The following is a 20,531-nucleotide window of genomic DNA, read 5'->3' as shown; positions in this document are numbered from 1 at the left end:
GAAGCTATGCCCGTCCTGTTGGGCTCGTCCCAAAACTCTCGCGAAACCGGCGGGAGAAATGCGAGCGCGACACGTAGCCCGCAGCCTCGGCGGCGGCGATTGCCGTAGCGCCGGATGTGATTGCATGCTGCGCGGCCTTTAGACGCTCGCGCCGCAAGATTGCACGGAAGGACGTGCCGTCCGCGGCCAATCGACGTCGCAGCGTGGATGCTCCAATTCCGAGTTTTCCTGCGACATCAGAAACGTTCCAAGCCTCGGAAGGGGCCGTTGCGATCAGCCAGGCGATGTCGTCCGACAGGCTCTGTCTGAAGAGCGGTCGCGCCTCGGCAAGTGGCCGCAATAGTGCCAGGACCTCTGTCAGCCTCAGCCGTTTGATCGTTTCGCCGACGCTGACATCGGCGATCGTGGATGCTGCGTGGCAAATCGTCTCGACGAGATCGATGCTCAGCGGCACGGCGTCGAGATCGACTGCATTGTGGGCGTGCTCCGCAACGGACAGCGGTGGAATGCCCTCCGGCAGGAACGGCACATCGAGCCGCAACGCTGCGTAGACGCCCGTTTTGTCGTTTGGAATGTTGACTACGTCCATCGGCACACCACCGGGCAAGACGAAGAGCGAGCCGGCCGTAAAGGACCGGGTGCGATCGCCAAGCCACACGTCCTTTTGGCCGTAGAGCACGACGCAGATCATGGGACAATCAAGCCGAAGAGCTGCCACCCGTTCGCGGTCGAAGCAGCAATAGGCGAAAAGCTGCCCGCCATAAGGATGCATCCCAACATCGAGCTTTCCCGCCACCATGGGGCGGAGTCGATTGAGCAGGCGTTGGGAAAGCTCGGAACGTCGGTCGCGGATCATCATTTTCATAGGCACAATGTATGAGAAGGCGCGGCAAGAAAAAATACCGCCGGTGAGCGTTTCGGGCCCAAGTGATCACAAATCTGGCGCATGCCGAGTGGCCAAGGGCGGCACAAGAAGGATCTTCAAGACAAGGAGACCTTCATGAAGACCTTCAAATTTGCGCTTGCCATCGGGGCAACGGTCGCATCGCTGTCCTTCGCTTCCACGCCGACACGCGCTGCTCCAGACCTTGAACTCTGGCGTCTCGACTGCGGCGACGTCATCGTCAAGGATTTATCGATGTTTTCCGACACCTTCGCTTTTGCCGGCAAGAAAGGTGTGCTGACGGACAGCTGCTACGTTATCCGCCACGGCGGCGACTACCTTCTTTGGGACACCGGGCTTCCTGCCGGCATCATCGGCAAGGCACCCGATCAGGATGCGCCGATCGGCGTCTCGCTCAAAACCGACATCCCGACCCAGTTGAAACGGATCGGCATCAAACCGGAGCAAATCGCAACCGTCGGCATCAGCCACAACCATTTCGACCATCTCGGGCAGGCTGCGACCTTTTCGAAAGCCACGCTTATGATCGGCGCTGCCGATTGGCAGACTTTTCACGACAATCCTCCGCCCTTCGCGGTCGTACCGGATCTCGTCAAACCCTGGCTCGATGGCAAGGCGAAACTCGACCTCGTGACGGGTGACCGTGACGTCTTCGGCGATGGTTCCGTGATGATGCTGTCGATGCCCGGCCATACGAAAGGGGAAGCCGCCCTCCTGGTAAAGCTTGCAAAGATGGGGCCGGTTCTGCTTTCCGGCGATGTCGTGCATTTCGAGGATAATCTGGCCACCCACGGCGTGCCGGGTTTCAATGAAAACCGTGCCGACACGCTCGCATCGATGGAACGCCTCGAAGCGGTTGCAGCCGGGATGAACGCAACGCTCGTCATCCAACACGATCCCACCCATATTTCGCGCCTGCCGGCCTTCCCCGAAAGCGCAAGATAGGCGACGCGATCGCCATCGGCATATAGTTGCAAATGCCACCGGCGTTGACATGCCGGTGGCAGCAGCACGGTCGGGCTCGCCAACATCTTTCCCTTAGCAACCGGAGGCCGGCCATCCCTCCTTCACCTGCCCGGCGGTCCTCTCGGGCTCGATGCCGTGCTCGGCGCTAACGCGCCTTTCGCCCTTTTTCATAGGCTTCATCGAAGCGCGATGTGCGATGGATCCGACGTTCCCATCATCATGGACCCGACGAACAGGTCACTGGATCGTTTTCAGGCGCTTTGCGCGCAATAGCCACGCCAGCCGCCATAACCAGTGATATCCGGCTGGCCGGCGATGGCCGCACTTTCACAGAGAAAGCCTGTCACCTGCGAACCGTCGTCGAGCGTCAGCTTGCCGACCCCGAGCGGCGCGGGAATGCGACCGATGAAATCGCCGAAACCGGCAACCGGCAGGGCCCAAATTTCGACGGCGATCGGCGCACCGCCTTCGGCGCGGATCAGGCCCGGTTTGGCCGGAACAGTTCTGGTCAGCGCGTAGAGCCTGTAGTCGCTGCTGGTGGCGGTGGACCGGCGGAAAAAGCCGCCGCGTTCGACAAGTTCGTGGTTGAGCGGCATGCCGGAAAGATGGGCGCCAACCACGGCGATCTCCCAATAGCCTTCCGGCAGCGGCTGTTCGGTAACTTCCGGATAAGGGTTGTCGAACTTGGCCAGCTTGAGGCCCGTTGCCTTGTGGAAGGCGGCAGCTATGCCGGCTGCGCGCGCCTCCTCAAAACCCGGCGCCAGGAACGTCACGCCGAGCGGCAGGCCGTCCTTGCGGAAGCCGTTGGGAACGGCAATGCCGCAAAGCCCCATCAGGTTGACGAAGTTCGTATAGATGCCAAGCTTGCTGTTCAGTTCGATCGGGTTCGCGGCGATCTCCTCCTTTGTGTAGATCGTCGGCGTCGTGGGCACCATCAGAACGGCGATGTCCGTCCATACGGCGCGCGTGTCGCGCTTGAGTTCGGCAATGCGATGGATTGCCGCGAAGGTGTCGATGGCGTTGAAGCTGCCGGATTTCGAGAGGATCTGCCGCGTTACCGGATGGATCGCATCCCGATACTTTTCCAGCACGCTGTCGAGGCTGAGCGCGCGTTCGGAAATCCAGGGGCCGTCATAGAGAATGCGTTGCGTTTCCTCGAAGGGCGTGAAATCCACCTCGACCTTCTCGCCGCCCATGGCGATCAGCCGTTCGACAGCTTCGCCGAACAGGCGCTCGGCTTCGGCGTCACCGAAGAAACGAAGCGCATCGCCGGCCGGCACGCCGAAACGGAAGCGCGGCGGCGGCGCGACGGGAGTGAGCTGCACGTCGTCGGCTTCCGGCTTCGAGAAGGGATAGGACGGGTCATAGCCCGCCATCAGCTTCAGCACGCTCATGCCGTCCTCGACCGTCAGCGAGAATACGGAAAGCGTTTCGATGGTCTTTACGCAGCCGCCGCCGGAAACACAGGCATTGCTGACCAGACCGGGCGTCGGCTTGATGCCCACGATGTTGTTGAAGCCTGCGGGTACGCGCCCCGAGCCGGCGGCATCGTTGGCGATGGAAAAGCTCGAAAGTCCGGCGGCCACGGAAACGCCCGAGCCCGAGCTCGACCCCCCGGAAATATAACGCTCGTCGAAGACAGAGGAACAGGCGCCATAGGGTGTGCGCATGCCCACCAGACCGATACCGAACTGGTCCATATTGGTCTTGCCGATGAGAAGCGCGCCGGCCTCGAAAAGGCGGTCGAGCGCCTGGCCGGAGGAGTGGGCGACATAGGCGGCTTCCTTGAGCGCGTTCGTCGTCGGCACGCCGACGATATCGTTGCAGTCCTTCACCGAGAAGGGGATTCCCCAGAGCGGTCGTCCGTCATGGCCGGCGGCCTCCAGCGCGGCTGCGGCCTTGAGCGCGGTCGCGCGCGGCACGAGATAGGTCCAGACGTGGTCGTCGCCGCGCGCTTCGATGCGGTCGTAGATGGCGTTGACGATGCGGGTCGGCGTCAGTTCACCGCCAGCATAAGCCTTGCCGAGCGTGGTGAGATCGAGGCTGCCTGTGGCGTCGGACCAGTTGAATTCTGACATGATGCTACTCCTGAAGTGTCGTTAGTGCCGCCAGGACGTCGGCGGTGGCGGCAACCGTGCCGAAAAGGCCGTTGCCGAAAGTTGTGATGCGCAATTGCGCGCTGTGGCGCAGGGGCGAAGTGCCCTTGCAGGCATCCGCCACCGCCAGGCACTCGAAACCCATGTCGTTGGCCGCGCGCTGGGTGGCGTGAACGATGCCTTCGGTCGGAAGGCCGGTCACGAGCAGGTTACGCGCGCCGCGCTGGCGCAGTTCATCCTCGAGCCCCGTGCGGAAGAATGCGTTGTCGCCACCATGATCGACGAGGATTGCGTCACCGGGCAGCTCCAGCCTTTCGCTCAGCGCCCATTCGGCAGAATGTCTAGCGGGAACATGGTCGCCGAGGAGACGACGGCGAGCCGCCATCGCGCTTTCGGACGGGTCTGCGCCACGGCGGGCGGCAACGACGGTAAGGCCGGCTTTCTTGGCCCCTTCGAGCAGTTCCATGGCGGCTTCGAGCTCCGGCCCGGCCGACAGCGCGGCGATGTTGCCGTTCTGGAAGCCGAGGAGCAGAAGCGCGGTGTCTCTCGCCGACCAGATCCCGTCAAAGGGCCAGGAATAGGGATTGGCGGCGATGGCGGCGAAGTTTTTCATGTCGCGCTCAGCCATCGAGCATCTCCAGCATGGCCTTGAACGCAGCCCGGTCGGAGACGCCGCCCCAGCGCCCGCCGAATGCCCCAAGGATTTCGAGGGTCGCCTCGTGATTGGGTGATTCGACCGCCGCCGTGCAGTCTTCGAGAAGCACGCACTCGATGCCGTATTCGAAACCGTCGCGCAGGGTGGATTGCACGCAACAATCCGAGGTGACACCGGTGACGACAAGGCGAGAGATGCCGCGCTTTTTCAGTTCGCCCGCCAGTTCCGTGCGGTGGAATGACGACTTGCCCGGCTTGTCGATCACCAGTTCCCCCTCGACGGGACTTAGTTCGGGAATGATCTGCCAGCCCGGCTCGCCATGCACCAGGATACGGCCGGTCTTGCCCTGGTCGCCGATACCGAGCCCGTGGACGCGGGTACGCCATTGCTTGTTGGCATGCAGGTCCGAAAGATCGGGTCGGTGTCCCTCTCGGGTGTGAATAACGGTGATCTCCGCCGCCCGGGCAGCCTTAAGGACATCGCGGATCGGCGCGATAACGGAGCGGGTGTTGGAGACATCCTCGCCGAGTTGGTCGACCCAGCCGCCGGGGGCGCAGAAATCCACCTGCATGTCGATGATGATGAGCGCGATCTCCGCCCTTGAGACGGGACCGCCGAGCGGCCAGAAGCCGCCGGTTGCCGGACTCGTCACAAGGTTACTCCCGTTTGCGCATCAAAAACGAGGATGGACCCCGGATCGATGGCGAAGGACACGCTCTCGTCGCGGCTGATGCGATGGCTGCCGTCGATCATGGCCTTCAGCTTCGGCGACGACTTCATCACATCGCGTTCGTCCTCGATCATGTCGGCATGGCCCATGGCGATCTCGCCAGAATCCAGATGCAGTAGCAGGTCGGCTCCCAGATCCTCGACGAACAGGACCCTGGCGGAGAGGGTTCCGGGTCCCGTCGAGCCCGTGGTCACTTTGAAGGCTTCTGGGCGGATGCCGGCGACAACCTTGCCGCCAATACGCTGGGCCAACCGGTCCGCCGAGGCCGGAAGCGGGAGCAGGAAGGGACCGATCTGCAAGGCCGGTGCGCCATCGCGACCGACGAGGGTCGCCTCCATGAAATTGATCGGCGGCGAGCCGATGAAGCTCGCAACGAACATGTTCACCGGATTGTCGTAGAGCTTGCGAGGGGCATCGAGCTGCTGCAGCGTTCCCTTGTTCATCACGGCGACGCGATGACCCATCGTCATCGCCTCCACCTGGTCGTGCGTCACGTAGACCGTGGTGACCGCCCGCATGCGCTGCAGCCTCGAAATCTCTGTCCGCATCTGACCCCGCAGTCGAGCGTCGAGGTTCGAAAGCGGTTCGTCCATAAGAAAGGCGTTGGGCGAGCGAACCAGCGCCCGCCCCATGGCGACGCGCTGGCGCTGGCCACCAGAAAGGCGCGCCGGCTTCCGGTCGAGGAATTCCGTCAGTTCGAGCAGAGCAGCCGTTTCGCGAACCTTCGCCGCCACCTCCTCGGGCTTGGCGCCGCGAACCTTCAGTCCGAATGCGATGTTTTCGCCTACGGTCAGATGCGGATAGAGCGCGTAGGACTGGAACACCATGGCGATATTGCGCTCGCGCGGGGCAAGATCGTTGGCGACGTTATCGTTGATCCGGAGCGTGCCGCCGGTGATCTCCTCGAGGCCCGCGATCATGCGCAGCGCCGTGGTCTTGCCACAGCCCGACGGACCGACAAGCACCATGAATTCGCCGTCGTTGATCGAGAGGTTAAAGTCCGTCAGTGCTGCGGACTTGCCGCCCGCGTAGGTCTTGGACACGTTCTGAAACGAAATCTGGGCCATGGATCTGGGTCCTACTGTACGCCGTTCGTTGCGCCCTGAACGAAGTAGCGATTCATGAACAGCGCCATCAGGACAATCGGAATTGTTGAGAAGTGGGCAAGCGCGCCGAGCGTGCCCCAGGTGATGTCCTTGGTACCGTAGGCAGTCAGCAACGCGACCGATATCGGCTTGGAATCGAGTGTCGTGAGGAACATCGGATGAAGGAAGTCGTTCCAGGAAAACATCATGCAGAACAGGGCGCAGGCGATCATGCCTGAACGGGTGGTCGGCACAGCGACCTTGAGGAAGGCACCCATCTGCGTGCAGCCATCGGTCAGTGCCGCCTCTTCCATATCTGGAGGCAGCGACTTGAAATAGGAGAACATCATCCAGGTCACGAAGGCGCAGTTGAGCATGGTGTTGAAAACGATGACCGCCCACCAGCTTCCGAGCAGGCCGATGTCCCGCATGAGCAGATAGAAGGGGATCAGGGCGGCGATTGCCGGGATCATGCGGATCGCCAGGAAGAAATAGGCAAAGCCCGCGGCATATCTGGATTTCGACCTTGCCAGAGCATAGCCCGCGGGAGTGCCGAGCAGCAGCGACAGAAGCGTCGTACCGACGCTGATGACCAGCGACGAGCGCACCAGCGAGAACACGTCGAAAGCCGCAAAGGCCTTGCGGAACTGGTCGAGCGTTGGCTCGAAGAACAACCGCGGCGGCACGGAGAAGATCTGGTTCGAGGGCTTATAGGCCGTGGAAATCAGCCAGCATACCGGCAGCAGGAAGAGCACGGTAATGGTGAGAATGGTAGTCCGCTCGAGAAAGACGCGTCGTTTGGAAACCATGGCCATCGCATTACTTCCCATTGATCCGTACATCGGCGCGGCGCACCACAAGCATCAGCGCGGTCGCCATCAGCGCTATAAACAGCAGTGTGACGTTGCCGACCGCCGACGCATAGCCGACATTGAAGAATTGCAGCCCTTCCTTGACGCCGAGCATCATCAACGTGTTCGTGGCGTCGTCGGGTCCACCTCCGGTCGTGACGAAGACGGAATCGAACACGCGGAAGGCGTCCATGCTTCTCAGCGTGAGCGCCAGGAAGACCGATGGCAGCATCAGCGGCAGGATAAGCATCCGAAAACGCTGCCAGGCCGTTGCGCCATCGACCAGCCCCGCCTCCAGCACGTCTGCCGGCAGCGCTTTCAACCCCGCGAGCAGGATCAGCGCCATCAGGGGCGTCCATTCCCAGCAATCGATAAAGATCAGCACCCACAGCGCCGTGCTGCCGTCCGTCAGCAGGCCGCTGCGCGGCCCGATCCCGGCCTCTGACAGGAAGTATCCGATCATACCGTAGTCCGCACCGAGCAGCGCCTTGAAGATCAGGCCGACCACAAGCGGGGTGATCGTGGCGGGAATGAGCAGGAAGGCAAGGACAATGCGATTGAAGCGACTGTCGCGCCACAGCAGTAGTGCAAGGCAGAAGCCGAAAACCAGCTGCAGCCCGACGCTGAAGACCGTGAACTGAAAGGTATTGAGAATGGCCTTGCGGGCCGACGGATCCGAGAAGATGTCGAAGTAGTTCTGGAGGCCAACGAACTGGGTGCGGGCCGGGCGCAGAAGATGATACCTATAGAAACTGTACCAGATGCCCTTCCCAAGGGGCCACAATCCTACGGCTGCGACATATATGACGGCCGGCGCGGCCAGAAAGAACAGGAAAAACCTGCGACGGTCTGAGAAGCTGTAACGCACAGGTCCAACGCTCCACTCTAAATTCGGCAGGCTGTCGCGGCAACAGCCAGCGCCTGTCATATAGGTCGCAACTTTACTCAGGTTGCATTGAAGATCGGCCCGCCACCCATTCCTCGGATGGCGGGCGTCAAAGTCTGTCAGAACAGTTTTTCGGCTGCCGCCTGGGCTTTGTCCAGCGCATCCTTCGGCGTAACCGAGCCAGAGAGCGCCGAGTTCACGGCAGTGCCAAGCAGATCCTGGATTTCCGGATACTGGGGAATGCGCGGGCGGAATTCGCCATTGCCGTGCTCATAGGTTTCCTTGAGAACCGGCAGGAAGTCGAATTTCGCGTTGAGATCGGGGTCGTCGAGCTCGCTCTTGCGGATGAAGCCACCTGCCCCGAGCATGTTGAACTCCTTGTGGACCTTCTTGCTGCTGATCCACTTGATAAAGGTCCAGGCAGCGTCCTGCTTGGAGGCGTCGATGTCGGCATTGATCGACAGGCCCCAGCCGCCGACGCCGTATTGCGGCGTCATGCCCGTTGCGACCGGAGCGACCGAAATACCAACCTTGCCGACCACGTTGGAGACCTTCGGATCGGAATAGGACGTCGCACCGACGGACCATGTCTGCATGAAGGCTGCGAGCCCCTGACGGAAACTTTCTTCGCGACCGCCCCAGTCGTATTCGATTGCGCCGGGAGGTGCGGCCTCCGTGAAGAGCTGCTTGTAAACCTCGAGGCTCTTGATGTTGGCCTCGGAGTTCAGCGCCGGTTGGCCATCCTTGTTGAGAATGGAGCCGCCAAGCTGATTGTTATACTGCATCCAGTCCTGCGCGACCGCGGGCCCCTTCTGGCCATTGGCGACAAAGCCATACTGCTTCTTGGACGGGTCGTTAAGTTTCAGGGCGTCCTGGACAAGCTCTTCCATGTTCGTCGGCGGCTTCAGGCCGGCCGCTTCCAACAAGTCCTTGCGATAGGCCAGGACGTTGGCATAGGCCGCAAGCGGATAGGCAACATATTTGCCGTCATATTGCCCGAGCGATTCAAGGATCACCGGATAGATATCATCGAGATCGAGTTCCGCCGCATCGCGCTTTACCCTGTCGGTCAGGTCAACCGTATACTTGTTCTCCGCATAGGCGCCGGCCCAAACGATGTCCATGGTGACGAGGTCGTAGCCCTTGGTGTCGCCGATGAAGTCGGCGGTCGTCTTGGTCAGCAGCGTGCCATAGTCCATGATCTCGACCTTGACGTCGGCGCCCGTCTCCTCCTTGAAGGCGGGGGCGAGCGCCTGAAGGACGTTCGCAAAGCCGTCGTTCATGGAGGCGATCGTCAGCGTTACGCCATCGAGCGACTTCGCCTCGGCATAGGCAGCAGAAGCCATGAGCGCGAGCACCGATACCGCCAGCCTGCCTGCTTTAATGGTCATGCATGGTGAGGATAGTTTCATCATGGATCGCCAACCCCTTCTGTTTTTGAACCGGATGAAGGCAGGTTAGCTATGACCGCACTCAAGTCAAACAAAAATTCACATCCATCACAAAAAACATACCGAAGTCTATCTCTCTGATTAATCCTTTTGCAGGATGATCAATGCGTAGCCGCGATCTGATTTATTTTAAGGCAGTAGCGTCTAATTTTTCATCTTATTGTTTTTGCAGGGATATTTTTCCATTCTATATTTCCCCGTTTCGTTCTCAGAAGGGAGCCGCCGTTTGTGTTGCGAAGAAGAGTGCGTGTGCGAAAAAAAGTGAAAACAACACAATCAAACACTTTACAACTTTCCCTCTCTCGATACCTTGGTGTCGTTTCCCGGAGAAATGTCGCCATGCAGCCATCGCCAATGGATGTTTCAGCCTCACACCGCCCCGCATATGGTGCCGCGGCCGTCGCCGCACTTGAAGCGCAGGTTGCGCGCGACCTCGCAACGATAGAAGTCGGCCTGCGCGAGTGGGTGCCGGAACGACGCCGCACATCCGGCGAGGCGATATCAGATGTCGTCATCGTGGGAGCAGGTCTCTCGGGCCTGTCGGTTGCCTTCGGGCTGAAGCGGCAGGGCGTCCAGCGCGTACTCCTCATCGATGCTGCACCGGACGGCCGCGAAGGACCCTGGATCACAACGGCGCGCATGCGCACATTGCGTTCGCCCAAGACCCTCACCGGGCCGGATCTCGGAATTCCGTCATTGACCTATCGGGCCTGGCACGAGGCCACATATGGGTCGCGACATTGGGAGACGCTGGACAAGATCGATCGGATCGACTGGATGGCATATCTCGGCTGGTTCAGATCGGTCCTTGCACTCAATGTTTACAACGATACAAAACTGATCCGGATCGAGCCCGATGAAGGGCATCTGCGCCTCCTTGTGGAACGAGAAGGAGCGCTAGGTGAGCTTTCCTGCCGCAAGGTCGTGCTGGCCACCGGCCTCGAAGGGGCGGGCAGCCTGAACGTGCCGGACGCAATCCGTGAAAACCTTCCACGTCAGCACTGGACCCATAGCGGTGACGAGATCGATACCGGCTTCTTTGCCGGCAAACAGATCGGCGTGCTCGGTGCGGCCGCATCCAGCTTCGACTGGGCGGTCGCGGCTCTCGAGGCTGGCGCTGAATCCGTGACGGTTCTGGCGCGCTCGACTGTCCTGCCACGCACGGAACTGCTTGACTGGTCAAATTTCCCCGGCTTTCTCAACCATTTCGCCGATCTCGATGATCACAGCCGCTACAGATTTACCCGGCGGATGTTTGCCTTCAAGACACCGCCGACCAACGAGATGTTCAACCGCGCCATGGCACATGAGGCGTGCCGGCTGGTGACGGGCGCCTATATGCGGTCGGTCGCCATGGAGGGCGGGAAGATTTGCATAGAATCCGCGGCCGGCGATTTTCGGTTCGATCACCTCCTGCTCGGCACGGGCTATCGCGTTGATCTTTCATGCCGGCCGGAGCTTTCCAACCTGATCGGTTCGGTTGCGACATGGGCGAACCGCTTCATCCCGAACGAGGGGGAGGATGACCGCGATCTCCTGGCCTATCCCTATCTGGGCCCGGCTTTCGAATTCCTGGAGAAGACGCCGGGCTCTTTGCCGATGCTCGCCAACATCCATGTCTTCAACAATGCGGCAATCCCGAGCCTTGGGCCTGTGTGCAACGGCATCACCGGACTGAAATCTGGCGTGCCGAAACTCGTTGCCGGCATTTGCCGCGGCCTCTTCAAGGCCGATATTGAGCATTTCTATCGATCGCTCGACGGCTACGACAAGATCCATTTCCAGCCGGAATATTGCTTCGACGGCGGCGCGGCCTGAGGCGCCGGCCCGTCATCTGTCTTCAGGGCGAGCGAAGAATGGGTTCGGCGTTCAGCCCGTGACTTGCCCCTGAAGGGTGTCCGCATCGAAATCGATCAGCCCCATGCGGCGCGCGGCGACGACCTTGTAGAGCGGATCGCCGGTATCGCGAAACTCCTCGAATGCCGAAAACACCAGAGAATGGTCGTGTTCGTCATTTGAGGCGACGGCAGCGGCGGCAATGACCTCATCCGGCGGCACCGGCACAGTCCGCCATTGGTCGAGAACCTCCGGCGAGGGCAGTGCCGGCATGTCAATCTTGGTATAGAGCGCCATGACGACTTCCCAGAAATGCATGGCGAGGCGTTGCGGCTCATCCAGATGGGGACTGACGAGCCGCAGCCAATGGCAGCCGGTGACGGCATGCAGCGCCTCGAAACTCATTGTCGCGGCAAAGAGCGCAAGGGATGCGGGACGCATCCGGCCCAGCAGATCCGGCGACGGCGCCAAACGCCCGAGCCGCTCCTGAAACGCCGGCACCTTGCCCATGGCCTGGATCCATTTCCAAAGCAGATAGGTCGGCGCGTCGATATTGCGAAGCCGCGGATCGGCATGCATGTCGAGCAAAAGAGCGACCGGATCGATGACGTCGCGCCGGCGATCGGCCGGAATGGCGTCGTAAGACAGGTAGGTGGCCGCCCAGTAACCGAGCGCGACGGCAATCTCGGTATCGTCGCTGCGAAGCACCGCATAGGCGAGCCTCATCAATCCATGGGTGGCGGAAGCGGCAACGCCGGGAAAGAGGCGTGGCAGGTAGCGTCGGATGGCTGCGTGCCCGCCTATCTCGCCAACGACCCCCTGGAAGAAGCGCCGCAGGTCGCCCTCATGCTCGCGCTGCCCCAGCACCGTTTCCCAGTTCGAGGCATCGAGCTGCCTGACCGGCGCCGCAGGAAAGGGAACGGCATGAATGCGAGTGTAGTGCTCAGCATATTCCTCCAGCCGCGATGGTGAAGCGCCGAGCCGCCCCATGGCTTCGAGCACCATGGGAAGATGGTTGGCAAGCAGGACCGGAAACTCGCCGCTGTGACGGCCGATATCGGCGATCAACGAGGGCAGCCGCTCGCCGGCCGACGGATCGGGATAAATGCCTTTCAAGGAAGTGAACATGATCGCGCGCACCGTTTTTCTGTCCGGAGACTTCTGCCCATTGGAAATGAGCCATAGGGCTCAATTCACGAATAAAGAACAATCTCTAACAAAAAACAACAAATAGCAACCTGCCCTCCCCTCACTCCGGGGGAATTTCCAGCGGATTATCGTTCGCACGATCAATGCATGCAACGCGCATTTACGTCTTCAAAGGACAAGCACGTTCTCGGCAAGCAATCGTGATCCGAATTTAGGGACATTGCTTCGTGGGTATGCGGAACGGGGCCGGTCAATTGGCGACGATAATTTCCACGTTTGCGTTGGTCAGCGCCTTGTAGAGGTCACCCGTCGGCATTTCGTCACAGATAAGCGTATTGAACTCCGTCAACGCGGCCACGTACACCAGAGACATATTGTTGAATTTGGTTGAATCGCACAACACCACACGCCGGGACGCTCGTGAAAGATAGATACGCTTCATGTCCGTTTCTTCGAACGAATAGTCGAAGATCCCTTCAGGCGTCAGGCCGGAAACACCGACGAAGGCCACGTCGAACCACAGGGATTCGAACTGGCTCACGGCGGAAGAACCGCTTGTGGACATTTCCTCGCCGCGGATTCGACCGCCGGCGAGATAGATCTCCGCTCCCCTTCCGGCCAGATGTGCGGCGCTGCGAATGCTGTTGGTGAAGATCTTCGTGTGCGGACGTACCGCCAGGGTTTCCGATACGAAATAGGTGGTCGTTCCAACGTCGAGCGCGATACTGCGAGCTCCCGCCGCAAGATCGACGGCGGCAGAAGCAATCCGCCTCTTCAGGTTCTCGTTTCGAACAAGGCGGGTTTCGAAGGCTGGCTCTTCGCTGTCGGCACTTTCGCTGACCGGCATCGCCGGCGCACGATCTGGCTTCACCGCGCCGCCATGGGTGCGAATAAGCTTGCCGTCCTTTTCGAGTTCTACGAGATCGCGGCGGACGGTCATTTCCGACACCGAGAGCTGCTGGGCCAGATCGCTTACGGTCACCGAGCCGAAGCGGCCGATCGCTTCGACAATTGCGGCCTGCCTGACCTGCGCCAGGAATTTGGGCCGTTCATTCGTTTTCAACGCCGACTGTTCCCTCGCCATCTGCCTCTTGTCTTTCGTTTGTCGCCAATGTCCGTTGCGACGAAGATAAAAGCTAGCTTAGCCGAAAGGGAAAGCGTTTCAAACAAAGCTTGTTCGAATCAAACACGCCATGCACAGACGATTATGATCACCTCTGTGCGGAAGTACAGGCTGCACATTTCGCCTAACGCGTATGACTGGTTGCATTGCCTGTCGAAAAGAGCGCTGCGACGCCGGCCAGCGCGTCGATCGTCAGATCCGGTCGTCGGTCCGTGTCCTCTTCCTTAAGACCACCCTTCTGCATGGTGAAAAGCACAGAATAGAGACCTGCGGCCCTGGCGGAGGCGAGACCAGTGTGACTGTCTTCGACAGCCACGATCGATGCAGGAGAAAACCCCAGCCGTTCTGCCGCGTTGCGATACGGCATGGGCGAGGGTTTGCCCTCCGCTACATCATCGAGGCTGATCGAAAAACGGATGCAGGAGGAAATGCCCATGGCATCGAGATTGGCGTCGACGACGGGCCTGCAGGAATTGGAAACGCATACTTGCGGAATGCCGATATCGGCGAGCATCCGGATGGTTTCGACCGCTCCTGGCACGGCCTGCAGGCTGTGCCGGTTTTCACTATAGTGGCAATTGATCGCGTCCAGCCATTCCTGTTCTGCGAGCCCTCGCGGCAGGCGGGAGCGCAACAGCTTCCAGACGTCGCCCATGTGGACGCCGCGAAACGCCATATCCGGAAGATCGGACAGGTCGACGCCAAACCCCCACGATGCCGCCACAAGTGCACGATGGTGCAACGGCTCGCTGTCGACCAGCGTTCCGTCGATATCCCACGCAACGGCCAGAAAGCCGGCATCACTCACGAGCCGGCTCTCCAGCGCGGCGCGAGCCGTTCGTAGAGGTCACGGTAGCGGAGGTAACCCTCCCGGTATGAAGCAACATTCTCGGCCTGCGGCTGCAGGACTTCGGAAAAGGTGACGAAGCGGGTCACGCCCCGCCAGTCGTTTTCAAGGCCGACGCCGATCGCTGCCGTCCATGCCGCCCCGATGCAGGAGCCAGGATGACCGGACAGGCGCTGGACCGGCGCATTCAGCACATCCGCAACGATCTGCATCCAGACGGTACTCTGCGATCCGCCATCCGACACGAGGAAGCGCCTGAGATGGTGGCCCATATCGACCAGAACCTCGATATGGTGGCGAATCGCATAGGCATAGGCCTCCAGGAGGGCTCGCCAGAGATGGCCGATATCGTGCGAAAGCGTGAGCCCTTCAATGACGCCGCGCGCTGCGGGATCATGTATCGGGGTCTTCTCCCCGAGCAGATATGGCAGAATGGTCAGCCCGTCGGCGCCTGCAGGTTTGGCAGAAGCCAGGACATCAAGATGCTGATGAAGGCTTCGCCCCGCGGCCCGCGCCGCTTCCCGCTCGCCTCCAGCAAATGTCTCGACGAACCAGTTGAGGGCCGAACCGCCAGTCGACATGCAGCCATTCGGCATGAACAGGCCCGGCACGAGATGGTAGTCCAGAAACAGGCGCGGATCGGGCTTGACGAGATCGGTTGCTGTGAGAATGTCGACCGCTCCGCCGAATTTCAGGAGCACGTCGCCCGCATCAATGACACCTGCCCCGAGCGCCGAGGCGATCATGTCGGCCGCGCCGCCGACGACTGGCGTGCCGGCCGCCAGGCCAGTCTCGCTCGCGCCGCGGGCATCGATCAAGCCCATGATCTCGTGCGAAGCCCGCTTGGGCGGAAGGACGTCGGGCCTGACATGGGCAAGGCAGATCAGCTCCTCGTCGACAAGGCCCGTCGAAATATCCACGAAACCTGCTTCGAGCGCCCAGTTCTGCTCCATGGCCCGGCTGCCTGTCAGGCGATAGTTGATGTAGTCGTAGGAGCCGAACACAGTGGCAATGCGGGAGAAGACTTCCGGCTCATGCCGCTCGATCCAGCGCAGCTTGGCCGTGACGAGTTGTTGGTTGATGCCATTGCCGGCCCGCTTGAGAAAATCGGGCTCGTTCCATTCCTGCCGAAGTTCGGCAACCTCCGCCCCGCAGCGGCCATCGCTCTGCTGGATGCTCGGACGCAGCACGTTACCCTCGCCGTCAAGCAGCACCACAGCCGGCAACATGCCGGTGACGCCGACGGCCTTGACCTCGGACGCTTCGATGCCGCTCGCGTTCAGGAGTTCCGTCACGATGGCACGCACATTGGCCCACCATTCGGCCGGGTTCTCCTCGGCCCATCCGGCGTGGGGGGAGAAAAGCGTGACCGGGCGGGTAGCGGTCGCCAATATGCGGTCAGGTAGCCCGACCAGGATGCCGATGGTCGAGGTCGTCCCGATATCCAGGCCAAGAACAACGGTCATGAAGCGGTTCCGTCTCAGCGCAATGTTTCGACTACGTCCATGAAGCGTTTGACGCGACTTGCGTCAACCGCATTCCAGGTGTTGCCGTCGACCTTGAAATGGGTGCCGATGACGACACCCTGCGCCATGCCGAGAATATCCCGGACGTTGTCGATGTTGACGCCCGTATTGGCGAAGACCGGGACATCCTTTATGACGTCGCAGACATCGCGCAAGTCCGACTGATTGGCCGGCTGGCCGGTAATCGGGCCCGAAACGAGGATCGCATCGGCAAGCGAGGAGAAGACGGCGCTCCTGGCGCGAAGAGCAATCGGGCGCTGGTCGAGAGAATGGGCGAATTCCGCGTTGATGTTGAACAGCATCTTCATGTCCTTGCGGCCGAGAGTGGCGCGCAGGCGCGCGGCGCTGGCGCAATCCGGCTGCCACAATCCCATGTCCGAGGCGAACAGGCCCGTGAAGATCTCGCGCACGAAGCTTGCGCCGGTGACGGCCCCGATGGCGACGCTGGCCAGCGGATCCCACAGGTAGTTGACGCCGAACGGTACTTTCAGCGACGGCTTGATCGCCTGCACGATAGCCGTCATGGCCGCGATGCCTTCCGGCGAGCCCTTGAACACATACGGGCGGTCGTTTTCATTGCCGAACATGATGGCGTCCACGCCGCCGGCCTGAAGCTTCTCCACATCCGACATTACGTCATCGATCAGTTTCTGGACGCCGCCATCGGCATCATAGAGCGGAGAACCCGGCAGCGCCCCTATATGGGCCATGGAGATCACGACTTTCTTGCGGGCTCCAAAGCAGTCAAAAACCATTTCCAGATCCTTTAGCGGCGTCAGACTTTTCCGGGCGAAACTACCCGTCCGGTGTGAGATGTCGAAAGCATAGACAGAGAAACGAACGCAAGCAAACAAAAAAAACATTTGATAAGTTCGATTTTGTTTCTTATCGTGGTGCAGCATAATAAGGAGCAGTCATGACTCATCCGAGTTTCCCAGAACTACGCGAGCGCCGTGCCTTCCTTACCGGAGGCGGTACCGGCATCGGTCTTGCCATCGCAAAGGCGCTCGCCCGGCAGGGCGTAACGATCGCCATTGCGGATATCGATGTGCGATCTGCCGAAAAGGCGGCGCAGGAAATCGGAAACGGCGCGATTGCCCTTGAGGTCGATGTGCGCAAGCGCGCGTCGGTGCAGGCGGCTTTTTCGAGCGCGCTGGAGAAACTGGGCAGCATTGATATCCTGATTGCCAATGCCGGGGTTTCGACCATGCAGAAGGCGCTGGAACTGACCGACGAGGAATGGGATTTCAACTTCGATGTGAACACTCGCGGCATATTCCTGACCAACCAGATCGCCGGGCGTCATTTCTCGGAACAAGGCCGCGGCTGCATCGTCAACACCGCATCGCTGGCCGCCAAGGTTGGCGCTCCGCTTCTGGCGCACTATTCCGCGAGCAAGTTTGCGGTGCTCGGCTGGACGCAGGCGCTGGCGCGCGAGCTTGCTCCCCAGGGGATCAGGGTGAACGCCGTTTGCCCTGGCTTCGTCAAGACCGGAATGCAGAGCCGCGAGATCGAGTGGGAGGCCACCTTGCGAAGCATCACGCCGGAGCAGGTTTTCAACGAATATGTCGGGCAAACACCGCTTGGTCGCATCGAGACACCTGAGGACGTCGCCGACGTGGTCGTCTTCCTATGCTCTGACAGCGCTCGCTTCATGACCGGCCAGGGCATCAACGTTACCGGTGGCGTCTATATGACGTGATGGGCCGGGACGGCAAGCGGACCTGAGCACAAGTGCAAGGAGATGCCGCCAAACGGGTATTCCGGTTTCAGAGTTTTGTGCAGCTGGGGTAGGCTATCGGATGCCTTCAGCCGCAAGGTGAACGGCCTGGCTGACGCAAAAATAGATCCGGCTTGCAGCGGTCGAGGCGGTAAAGATTTGTCAGCTTAATAGACAAAAGGCGACCGTCGCGTTTTCAAGGCAATGCAGCAACAGAATTCTTTTGTTGGCGATCGCCGGCGGGGGCTTGTCGTCGGGAAGCCTTCGCTAACCGTCACTGGCGCTGCTTACGCCCAGCCGAACCTGTCAGATCAGACAGGCGCGAGGCCGGCGGGACCTTTCGGGTCCCGCCTCAACCTTCAAGATGGACACTACCGGCCCGCGGGCGTGGGCTCACCGAGCGAGAGCATCAGTCGGTTCGCCCAATTGAAGAAGGCTGCCCCGTGAATAACGTCGGCAATCTCCAGGTCCGACAGCCCCTCCTCCCGAAGACCCACAATATCCTCGAGGTCGAACTCCGTGGGCGTTGCGGTGATCGCGACCGATGCCGCGACCACCGCGTTCCAGCGACGGCTGCCGAGATCCACTTCTGTGCCTTCCTTCAGAAGCCGTTCCACGTTTTCGGTCCGCTTGGAGTGATGGGAGGCAAACCGCGAGTGAACGGATGCGCAGAAGATGCAGCCATTCGTACGCGAGGCAGCCGTTGCGGCAAGTTCCCTTTCCGCACGAGGCAGGCCGGACGTCGTATTATAAAATATGTCCTTGTCCGTCTTCGTGCGCGCCTCGAGCGTGTCCGGATCTCGCACGAGCAGCATGAAGTATGGAGACTTGGACCGCGCAGCATCCACAAGACCTGCCCAATGCCGGTCCGTAAGATCGGACTCTAAGAGAGGTTCAAGCCAAGGCGTCCAGCCGATTTCGTCTTGCGTGAAGACGTTCGGAGAATTTTCGACGTTCGGACGAATAACCGATTCAGTCATATCAAGCTTCCTATTCTGCAGCTGCCGAGGAGGCAGCCTGTCCGGCGCCGGCGGCGTCAAGCGCCTTGAGCCCCTTGATCACCCTGATCTGGAACGAGAGAAACGCGACGATCTGCGAGAGCGTGACGATCCCGGTCGTCGACCAGCCTGCATCCAACAGGCTCTGAAGTGCATTCGGACTGGCGTCGCGTGGACGAAACACCAAGAGATGGGTGTGCTCCAATCCTGCGCTCAGTTTCTCTCCCAATACCGCGCGGCCAATATCGGACACGGCAAAGACAAGCCCTTCCTTGTTTTCGGCGGATAAAGGACCCTCGGGATAGGAACCATAGGGACCATTGGTCACGCCATGATCCACTTCGGCTCTCACCGCGCCAGAAAGGGAAGATCCTCCGGATAATTCGTTAAGACCAGCATCGTAAAACCCGCTCGCTTCGTCGGCCTGGTGGAGCCTGGCGACGAAAGTGGCGAGTGCCAGTCGCTCTCCACGCGTGACATCGCCTTCTTCGCGGGGCTCGAACAGCGCCAGATAGCTCTTCTGTGCATTCAGCCTGGTTTCCGGCCGCTCGGCACGAATTCGATCCACGAATGAGCCAGGTTCTATCCCGGCCAGAAGATCGATCACATCCTTTGACGATGACTTTGATGACGGCATGGAATTTCCCTCCAATGAATTCAGGCTGAAGCAGCGTGACGCCGCGGTTGAGAATTGCGCGTGGCGCCCAGCCATCCGAGCGCCGGTGCGACCTCCGTTGCGATCAATTCCAGTGAGCGCAGGATGTAGGAATGAGGCGGATCGACCGAATGGACCTGGAAAACGAGATCGGTGACCCGTGCGAGCGACTGATCGGCCTTTAAAGAGGCAATCACGTCATCGGGCGTCCCGACATGGACGTCGAAGGCCTTGATGAGCTCTGCGGTCGTCGATGCGTTGACCTTGTGTCCGTTGGCGACGAAGCGCTCGACGCTGCGGTTGAGACCAATCTCGGCGAAATGAAGTGCCTCTTTGCGGTCGTCTGCGACGAACAGGCTTCGAGAGCCCAGGACGCGCGGGGCACGCCCCTCTGGGAGGGCAGCCAGATAAGTGTCGATGATCGGGTTCTGCAACTCCCAAAGTTCCGCTTTCGGCGTCTCGGCCGGCCGGGGTTGGGTGCGTGACAACATCAGACCATCGCCATCTCGCCCTGCTCGCTCACCGCCGCCCACAGAGAATGTTGCCTGCCAGACACGATCGCCGAGGTCCCCGCCTGCGGGATAGAGATAATTATCGCCGGCAAGCGCCCTGCCCGCCCAAGCGTCACGAACCGTTGCCAGATGCCTGGCGTAGACGGATCCACGATCACTGCTTTCCAGTCCGAACGGCAGGAAGGATTGCGGCGTCCCGCCAGTGCCAAAGCCGACCTCAAGACGACCATTGGAAAGCAGATCGAGAACGGCAGTGTCTTCTGCGACACGAACCGGGTCTTCCATAGGTAGGGTTATGACGCCTGTGCCCAAGCGGATGCGCGAGGTTCTTGCGGCAACATCGGCCAGAAACACCAGGGGGGCTGGCAACCCCCCTTCATCGCCGTTGAAATGATGTTGCGCTACCCAGGCAGTGTCGAAACCGAATGCCTCGGCGTGAACAATCTGCTCGGCCACAAGCCGGTAACGGGTGGCGGGGTCCGCCTGATCAAGCACTCGGCTGAAGAAGCCGAGCTTTTTGGGGATATCTGTCCGGGTCATG

19 protein-coding genes are annotated in these 20,531 nt (G+C 60.5%); 3 read left to right on the top strand and 16 right to left on the bottom strand.

Annotated features, from left to right (window positions below):
• Positions 1-4 precede the first annotated feature (4 nt).
• On the bottom strand, positions 5-799 hold the full coding sequence (locus tag AC1DM5_RS21550; protein WP_477820301.1) for a helix-turn-helix domain-containing protein: 795 nt from the start codon (positions 797-799) through the stop codon (positions 5-7).
• A gap of 201 nt (positions 800-1,000) precedes the next feature.
• Here AC1DM5_RS21550 and AC1DM5_RS21545 point away from each other — a divergent pair, with 201 nt between their 5' ends.
• Positions 1,001-1,849: an N-acyl homoserine lactonase family protein gene (locus AC1DM5_RS21545; RefSeq protein WP_477820300.1), complete on the top strand. Its 849-nt coding sequence runs from the start codon at positions 1,001-1,003 to the stop codon at positions 1,847-1,849.
• Positions 1,850-2,121: 272 nt separating this feature from the next.
• Here the strand turns inward: AC1DM5_RS21545 and atzF are convergent, their stop codons facing one another.
• The 7 genes from atzF to AC1DM5_RS21510 form a co-directional block, all read right to left on the bottom strand.
• Positions 2,122-3,948, bottom strand: a complete 1,827-nt coding sequence (gene atzF, locus AC1DM5_RS21540; protein ID WP_477820299.1) for an allophanate hydrolase — start codon at positions 3,946-3,948, stop codon at positions 2,122-2,124.
• Between the two features lie 4 nt (positions 3,949-3,952).
• On the bottom strand, positions 3,953-4,594 hold the full coding sequence (locus AC1DM5_RS21535) for a cysteine hydrolase family protein (protein ID WP_477820298.1): 642 nt from the start codon (positions 4,592-4,594) through the stop codon (positions 3,953-3,955).
• A complete protein-coding gene (locus AC1DM5_RS21530; protein WP_477820297.1) occupies positions 4,587-5,273 on the bottom strand; it encodes a cysteine hydrolase family protein in 687 nt (228 codons plus the stop codon). The genes AC1DM5_RS21535 and AC1DM5_RS21530 overlap by 8 nt, the downstream gene beginning before the upstream one ends.
• A complete protein-coding gene (locus AC1DM5_RS21525; protein ID WP_477820296.1) occupies positions 5,270-6,418 on the bottom strand; it encodes an ABC transporter ATP-binding protein in 1,149 nt (382 codons plus the stop codon). Before AC1DM5_RS21525 ends, AC1DM5_RS21530 begins: the two co-directional genes overlap by 4 nt.
• A gap of 11 nt (positions 6,419-6,429) precedes the next feature.
• On the bottom strand, positions 6,430-7,251 hold the full coding sequence (locus tag AC1DM5_RS21520; RefSeq protein WP_007814701.1) for a carbohydrate ABC transporter permease: 822 nt from the start codon (positions 7,249-7,251) through the stop codon (positions 6,430-6,432).
• Between the two features lie 4 nt (positions 7,252-7,255).
• On the bottom strand, positions 7,256-8,155 hold the full coding sequence (locus AC1DM5_RS21515) for a carbohydrate ABC transporter permease (RefSeq protein ID WP_477820295.1): 900 nt from the start codon (positions 8,153-8,155) through the stop codon (positions 7,256-7,258).
• A gap of 137 nt (positions 8,156-8,292) precedes the next feature.
• Entirely contained in the window at positions 8,293-9,588 is a 1,296-nt protein-coding gene (locus tag AC1DM5_RS21510) for an ABC transporter substrate-binding protein (RefSeq protein WP_477820294.1), read from the bottom strand.
• Positions 9,589-9,963: 375 nt separating this feature from the next.
• Here AC1DM5_RS21510 and AC1DM5_RS21505 point away from each other — a divergent pair, with 375 nt between their 5' ends.
• The gene (locus AC1DM5_RS21505) at positions 9,964-11,442 is read left to right on the top strand and encodes an FAD-dependent oxidoreductase (protein ID WP_477820293.1); all 1,479 of its coding nucleotides are present in this window, start codon (positions 9,964-9,966) and stop codon (positions 11,440-11,442) included.
• Between the two features lie 51 nt (positions 11,443-11,493).
• Here the strand turns inward: AC1DM5_RS21505 and AC1DM5_RS21500 are convergent, their stop codons facing one another.
• The 5 genes from AC1DM5_RS21500 to AC1DM5_RS21480 all read right to left on the bottom strand — a co-directional run bounded on the left by AC1DM5_RS21500 (position 11,494) and on the right by AC1DM5_RS21480 (position 16,860).
• Positions 11,494-12,588, bottom strand: a complete 1,095-nt coding sequence (locus tag AC1DM5_RS21500; RefSeq protein WP_477820292.1) for a questin oxidase family protein — start codon at positions 12,586-12,588, stop codon at positions 11,494-11,496.
• A gap of 271 nt (positions 12,589-12,859) precedes the next feature.
• Positions 12,860-13,693, bottom strand: a complete 834-nt coding sequence (locus AC1DM5_RS21495; protein ID WP_477820291.1) for a DeoR/GlpR family DNA-binding transcription regulator — start codon at positions 13,691-13,693, stop codon at positions 12,860-12,862.
• Positions 13,694-13,856: 163 nt separating this feature from the next.
• Positions 13,857-14,540: an HAD family hydrolase gene (locus AC1DM5_RS21490; RefSeq protein WP_477820290.1), complete on the bottom strand. Its 684-nt coding sequence runs from the start codon at positions 14,538-14,540 to the stop codon at positions 13,857-13,859.
• Positions 14,537-16,045, bottom strand: coding sequence for an FGGY-family carbohydrate kinase (locus AC1DM5_RS21485; RefSeq protein ID WP_477820289.1), 1,509 nt, complete (start codon positions 16,043-16,045; stop codon positions 14,537-14,539). The genes AC1DM5_RS21490 and AC1DM5_RS21485 overlap by 4 nt, the downstream gene beginning before the upstream one ends.
• A 14-nt stretch (positions 16,046-16,059) precedes the next feature.
• Complete coding sequence (locus AC1DM5_RS21480; protein WP_477820288.1) at positions 16,060-16,860, bottom strand: BtpA/SgcQ family protein; 801 nt, start codon at positions 16,858-16,860, stop codon at positions 16,060-16,062.
• A 161-nt stretch (positions 16,861-17,021) separates the two neighbouring features.
• On the opposite strand from AC1DM5_RS21480, the gene AC1DM5_RS21475 reads away from it, so the two are divergent.
• Positions 17,022-17,807 (top strand): SDR family NAD(P)-dependent oxidoreductase, encoded by a 786-nt coding sequence (locus tag AC1DM5_RS21475; RefSeq protein ID WP_477820287.1) that lies wholly within the window; start codon positions 17,022-17,024, stop codon positions 17,805-17,807.
• Between the two features lie 389 nt (positions 17,808-18,196).
• Here AC1DM5_RS21475 and AC1DM5_RS21470 read toward each other — a convergent pair whose 3' ends face one another.
• From AC1DM5_RS21470 to AC1DM5_RS21460, 3 genes are read right to left on the bottom strand one after another with little or no spacing between them, the layout of a single operon-like run.
• Positions 18,197-18,805, bottom strand: coding sequence for an alkylhydroperoxidase domain protein (locus AC1DM5_RS21470; protein ID WP_477820286.1), 609 nt, complete (start codon positions 18,803-18,805; stop codon positions 18,197-18,199).
• A gap of 10 nt (positions 18,806-18,815) precedes the next feature.
• Complete coding sequence (locus tag AC1DM5_RS21465) at positions 18,816-19,460, bottom strand: CMD domain protein (protein WP_477820344.1); 645 nt, start codon at positions 19,458-19,460, stop codon at positions 18,816-18,818.
• Positions 19,461-19,480: 20 nt separating this feature from the next.
• On the bottom strand, positions 19,481-20,530 hold the full coding sequence (locus AC1DM5_RS21460; RefSeq protein WP_477820285.1) for a putative FMN-dependent luciferase-like monooxygenase: 1,050 nt from the start codon (positions 20,528-20,530) through the stop codon (positions 19,481-19,483).
• Between the last annotated feature and the right edge of the window lies 1 nt (position 20,531).

It is taken from the genome of Rhizobium sp. 01T437 (assembly GCF_056398505.1).
The sequence above is the reverse complement of the archived record's forward strand: the minus strand, read 5'-3'. Positions and strand labels throughout refer to the sequence as shown.